The following is a 4,147-nucleotide window of genomic DNA, read 5'->3' as shown; positions in this document are numbered from 1 at the left end:
GCCCTTCAGGAAGAGGACGGCCGGAGCTGCCAGTGCGGACACGAGTACGGGCGCGCCGGCAGGCAGCACCGGCAGGAGGCCCAGTACCAGCAGGACGGCGAGCCCGGCTGTCACCCGCTCCGTGGGGCTCTTCAGCATCGGTGCGAGCAGGGCGAGGAACACGGCGGGGCCGGCCGCGTCCAGCCCCCAGGCGCCGGTGTCGCCGAGCGCCTCCGCCCCGAGCGCGCCGGCCAGCGTGGTCAGGTTCCACAGGGTGTAGAGCGTGAGTCCGGTGACGGTGAAACCGATGCGCGCCGCACGCCGGGTGGGCTGGGACAGGGTGACGGCGGTCGTCTCGTCGATGACCCATTGGGCGGCGAGGGGGCGCAGCACGGGCGGCAGGGCGAGGAGCTGTGACAGCCGTAGTCCGTAGAAGGCGTTGCGGGTGCCCAGGAAGAACGCTCCGGCCGCGGCGGTGTAAGGGTTGCCCCCGGCCGCGAGGGCGCCCACGAGGGCGAACTGGGAAGCGCCGGTGAAGACGAGGAGGCTCAACGCGCAGGTCTGGAGGAGGGTCAGTCCGGAGCCTGCCGAGGTCACGCCGAAGGCGAATCCGGAGAGACCCACGGCTATGCCCACGCCGAGTGCGTCCCGGACCACGGCGGAGTCCGGCTTCTCCTGGCCCGCGCCGTGCGCACCGGAGGCGCCGGTGCCCTGAGGGGGTGCTGTCTGTTCTGCCACGCCCTGGACGCTACGGGGAAAGCTTTCTGCCGGTCTTGTACGTTGTTGCACGCTCGCGCTGGTAGGCGCCCGGAGGCACCCCGACGATCCGGGTGAAGTGACGGTTGAGATGGGGCTGGTCGGTGAAGCCGACGGCAGCGGCGGCGTCGGCGGGCGCTGTTCCCGCGTCGAGCATGCGGCGGGCGCGGCGCACCCGGGCGTTCGTGAGCCAGGTGTGCGGGGGCATGCCGTACTGCTTCTTGAAGGCCCGCAGCAGCGCGAAGGGGCTGGTGCCCAGTTCGGTGGCGAGCACCTGCAGGGTGGGCGGCCGTTCCATCCGTTCCTCCAGCACCGCCCGCGCGCGGGCGGCGTCATGGGCGCCGGCGGAGTGCGGGGCCCTGGCCGTCAGCACGCTGCCGTGGCGGTCGAGCAGCCTGGCGACCAGGAGGCGCAGGACACTGTCGGCGGCCAGGGCGTTGCCTTCCTCGGCGGCCCGGTGGACCTCGGTGATCAGCCGGGCGGCATGCGGGTCCCGCACGCCGCTCTCGGCGAAGCCGACCGTGCCGCGCAGGCTCGTCAGGTCGGCCGCGATGTCGTTGATCACCTGGGCGGAGGGGTAGAGGGTGGCGTACACCCATCCCTCGGGTACTCCGGCGCGAGCGGTGTGCGGCACTTCCGGGTTGATCATGACCACGGTGCCGGGCCCGGCGTGCACGGTACCGCCGGGGAGACCGACGTCCTCGACACCGCTGGTGATGGTGCCGAAGACGTAGCCCTCGTGGCTGTGGCGCGGAAAGGTGTGGCGGACGTACCGGGCACGCAGCAGATCGAGGTGGGGCAGCTCCGCGTACTGCCAGTGCCTCGCCCATTCCTGTACCGGGTCCGCCTCCGCCATGTCCGTATTCTCGCAGGCCCGGGCGGGGGCCCGGGGTCCGGTGAGGTGAGTTCGGACCCGTCCGCCGGCTGTTGCCGGTCTTGTCCACCGGCTGTTGTCAGTGGCGGGGTGCACGATGGAGGGCATGGCCGGTTCCGCACTCGATTCGTTCTCTGCCGCGACCCGCAGCTGGTTCACGGCGGCCTTCGACGCGCCCACCGCGGCTCAGGAGGGGGCCTGGCGGGCCATCGGCGAGGGTTCGGACGTGCTGGTCGTCGCGCCGACCGGATCGGGCAAGACGCTCGCCGCCTTCCTCGCCTCTCTGGACCGGCTGGCGGCCGTCCCGCCTCCGGCCGAGGCGAAGAAGCGCTGCCGGGTGCTGTACGTCTCCCCGATGAAGGCGCTCGCCGTCGACGTCGAGCGGAATCTGCGTTCCCCGCTGACCGGCATCCGCCAGGAGTCGGTGCGGCTGGGACTGCCCGAGCCGGAGGTGCGGGTGGGGATCCGCTCCGGCGACACCCCTCCGGCCGAGCGCCGTTCGATGGCGACGAGACCGCCGGACATCCTGATCACCACCCCCGAATCGCTGTTCCTGATGCTCACCTCGTCGGCACGGGACGCGCTGTCCGGGGTGGAGACGGTGATCGTGGACGAGGTGCATGCCGTCGCGGGCACCAAGCGCGGTGCCCATCTCGCCGTGTCCCTGGAGCGTCTGGACGAGCTGCTGCCCCGGCCCGCGCGGCGTATCGGGCTGTCGGCGACGGTCCGCCCGGTCGACGAGGTCGCGCGGTTCCTGTCGCCGCAGCGGAGGGTGGAGATCGTCCAGCCCCCTTCCACCAAGGAGTTCGACCTCTCCGTCGTGGTTCCGGTGGAGGATCTCGGCGAGCTGAGCGGCTCCCCCGCCACCGGCGACGAGGGCGGCCAGGCGGAGAAACCGTCGATCTGGCCCCATGTCGAGGAGCGGATCGCCGATCTCGTGCAGTCGCACCGCTCCACGATCGTCTTCGCCAATTCCCGGCGGCTGGCGGAGCGCCTGTGCAACCGGCTGAACGAGATCGCCTGCGAGCGGGCGGCCGGCGCCGCGTTCGAGGAGGAACGGCAGGCGGGCGGGCCGCTGCCGGAGGCCCACTCCCCCGCCGAGGTCATGGCCCGGTCCGGAGCTGCGAAAGGGGCGCCTGCCGTCCTTGCCCGGGCGCACCACGGCTCGGTGTCCAAGGAACAGCGCTCGCAGGTCGAGGAGGACCTCAAGGCGGGCCGGCTGCCTGCCGTGGTGGCCACCTCCAGCCTGGAGCTGGGGATCGACATGGGGGCGGTCGACCTGGTGATCCAGGTCGAGTCCCCGCCGTCCGTGGCTTCGGGGCTGCAGCGGGTGGGGCGTGCCGGGCACCAGGTCGGTGCCGTGTCCACCGGTGTGGTCTTCCCCAAGTACCGCGGTGATCTCGTGCAGGCGGCCGTCGTCACCGAGCGGATGAGGGAGGGCGCCATCGAGGCGCTGCGGGTCCCGTCCAACCCTCTGGACGTGCTCGCCCAGCAGATCGTCGCCACGGTCGCGCTCGACAGCCGGCAGGCCGACGACCTGCTCGCCCTCGCCCGCCGGGCGGCCCCCTTCGCCTCCCTCCCCGAGTCCGCGTTCACCGCGGTGCTCGACATGCTCGCCGGACGCTATCCCTCCGACGCCTTCGCGGAGTTGCGGCCCCGGGTGGTGTGGGACCGTGTCACCGGTACGGTCACGGGCCGCCCCGGCGCCCAGCGGCTCGCCGTCACCTCGGGCGGCACCATCCCCGACCGCGGGCTCTTCGGCGTCTTCCTGGCCGGCGCGGACCCGAAGAAGGGCGGCGGGCGCGTCGGCGAGCTGGACGAGGAGATGGTCTACGAGTCCCGGGTCGGTGACGTCTTCACGCTGGGCACCACGTCCTGGCGGATCGAGGACATCACCAGGGACAGGGTCCTGGTCTCTCCCGCCCCCGGAGTCCCCGGCCGGCTGCCGTTCTGGAAGGGCGACCAGCTGGGCCGCCCGCTGGAGCTGGGCCGGGCGCTGGGCGCCTTCCTGCGGGAGATCGGCGGTCTGTCCGCCGAGGACGCCAGGCTCCGGCTGCTCGCCGCCGGGCTGGATGCCTGGGCGGCGGACAACGTCCTGTCCTACCTCGACGAGCAGCGCCGTGCCTGCGGTCATGTGCCGGACGACCGGACGGTCCTCGTCGAGAGGTTCCGGGACGAGCTGGGCGACTGGCGCGTCGTGGTGCATTCGCCGTTCGGCGCCCAGGTGCACGCCCCGTGGGCGCTCGCCCTGTCCGCCCGGCTCGGTGAGCGGTACGGCATGGACGCACAGGTCATGCACGCGGATGACGGCATCGTGCTGCGGCTGCCGGACGCCGATCTGATGGGCCTCGACCTCCTCGACTTCGATCCGGTCCAGGCGGACGCGGGCAGCGGCGCCGGCGGCGGCCCGGTACGCGACGGTGCCGGCCCGGCCTTTCCCACCGCCGGTCACGACAGCGAACAGCCCCCCGTGGGGGCCGCCGACGTGGTGTTCGACAAGGGCGAGATCAGCCAGGTCGTCACCGAACAGGTCGGGGG

Annotated in this window: 3 protein-coding genes; 1 reads left to right on the top strand and 2 read right to left on the bottom strand. The window is 72.8% G+C overall.

The window, feature by feature from the left end; genetic code table 11:
• Positions 1 to 717: AzlC family ABC transporter permease (locus VN520_RS33860; RefSeq protein ID WP_325750779.1), on the bottom strand; the 717-nt coding region annotated here is incomplete at its 3' end.
• A gap of 10 nt (positions 718 to 727) precedes the next feature.
• Positions 728 to 1,591 carry an AraC family transcriptional regulator gene (locus VN520_RS33855; RefSeq protein WP_325750778.1) on the bottom strand — a complete coding sequence of 288 codons (864 nt, stop codon included), beginning with the start codon at positions 1,589 to 1,591 and terminating at the stop codon, positions 728 to 730.
• A 124-nt stretch (positions 1,592 to 1,715) separates the two neighbouring features.
• On the opposite strand from VN520_RS33855, the gene VN520_RS33850 reads away from it, so the two are divergent.
• The coding region (locus VN520_RS33850) for a DEAD/DEAH box helicase (protein ID WP_325750777.1) at positions 1,716 to 4,147 on the top strand (2,432 nt) is incomplete at its 3' end.

Source organism: Streptomyces sp., from assembly GCF_035563135.1.
Lineage (GTDB): Bacteria > Actinomycetota > Actinomycetes > Streptomycetales > Streptomycetaceae > Streptomyces.
The sequence above is the reverse complement of the archived record's forward strand: the minus strand, read 5'-3'. Positions and strand labels throughout refer to the sequence as shown.

What these genes read in the sequence shown, in the direction of transcription:
- VN520_RS33855 (WP_325750778.1), bottom strand. Translation starts at nt 1,591, where the DNA reads ATGGCGGAGGCGGACCCGGTACAGGAATGGGCGAGGCACTGGCAGTAC.